The sequence below is a fragment of the Mesorhizobium sp. genome (assembly GCF_004963255.1).
GTDB lineage: Bacteria > Pseudomonadota > Alphaproteobacteria > Rhizobiales > Rhizobiaceae > Mesorhizobium.
Genome location: NZ_SUGA01000098.1, coordinates 1 through 865 on the forward strand (window position 1 = coordinate 1; position 865 = coordinate 865).

The window sequence follows — 865 nt, forward strand, 5'->3', positions numbered from 1 at the left end:
TCCCTGGATAGCGGGACTGCAGCCAGCCGGACAGCAAGTAGATGGTGAGCGGAAAGCCGTACATCTCCGCGAACAGCGCGACCAGGAAGGCGCTGAACGCGCCGAACGAGCGCCAGTCACGGGTCGTCGCCGGCTTGAAGAAGCTGTAGGCAAACAGGATGAAGACGGCGGAATTGACGATCACCAGGCTCCAAAGGCCGTAGGCCTGCATGTCGGCGCTCATGACGGATTCCTTTCGTCGGGCTGGTTGCGGTGGCCCCCGCCATGCCCATGTCCTCCATGCCCATGTCCGCCATGGCCGTGTCCTCCATGCATGAAGAAGTGCATGAAGACGCAGCCGAGCGGCAGCAGATAGAACAGCGCGCCAAGCACATGGGCGCGATGCTCGGTGAGGAGCAGGAACCCGCCGACCGCGAGGAAGCCAAGCAGGACAAGGCCCGCCCGGGACGTCAGAAAAGAGCCTTGCGGCTGGTCGTGATCCGAGTGGTCGTGCATTGACATGTAAGTCTCCTATTCGACGACGAGCCGGCCGCGGAACATGCCCATCGGGCATGAGAATCCGAACTCGCCTGGTTCCTCTTTGACCGCCCGAATGGCCTCCTCGATTGCCGGCGGATAGTGGGTGCAGGTCATTCCGCCGATACGGAGCGCGACTGACTCCTGCCCGCTGGCAAGGCCACCAGCCGGGTAGCCAGAGATCGCTACTGCTGTCCGCATGCTCATGAGTTTCGCCTCGAAATACCTTCGCGACCGGAGCCAGCATTGGCACCAGCACAAGAGATCGGCCCTTCCGGCAAGCGCGAGATTTGCCCGCCGAACAGGGCGTCAGAGAACGGAACGAGGGGGCCGAAAGGCTTCGTCAGGC

General features: G+C 62.8%; 2 protein-coding genes and 1 pseudogene. All 3 read right to left on the reverse strand.

The window, feature by feature from the left end; all coding sequences use genetic code 11:
• Positions 1–223: pseudogene (locus tag E5X34_RS32595) on the reverse strand (isoprenylcysteine carboxylmethyltransferase family protein); the annotation flags it as partial.
• Positions 220–501, reverse strand: a complete 282-nt coding sequence (locus E5X34_RS32600) for a DUF2933 domain-containing protein (protein ID WP_292573323.1) — start codon at positions 499–501, stop codon at positions 220–222. The gene E5X34_RS32600 and the pseudogene E5X34_RS32595, both read right to left, overlap by 4 nt.
• 9 nt (positions 502–510) lie before the next feature.
• Positions 511–723, reverse strand: a complete 213-nt coding sequence (locus E5X34_RS32605) for a hypothetical protein (protein WP_292573326.1) — start codon at positions 721–723, stop codon at positions 511–513.
• Positions 724–865 lie beyond the last annotated feature (142 nt).

Coding starts and splice junctions, on each gene's coding strand:
- E5X34_RS32600 (WP_292573323.1), bottom strand. CDS start 501: ATGTCAATGCACGACCACTCGGATCACGACCAGCCGCAAGGCTCTTTT.
- E5X34_RS32605 (WP_292573326.1), bottom strand. CDS start 723: ATGAGCATGCGGACAGCAGTAGCGATCTCTGGCTACCCGGCTGGTGGC.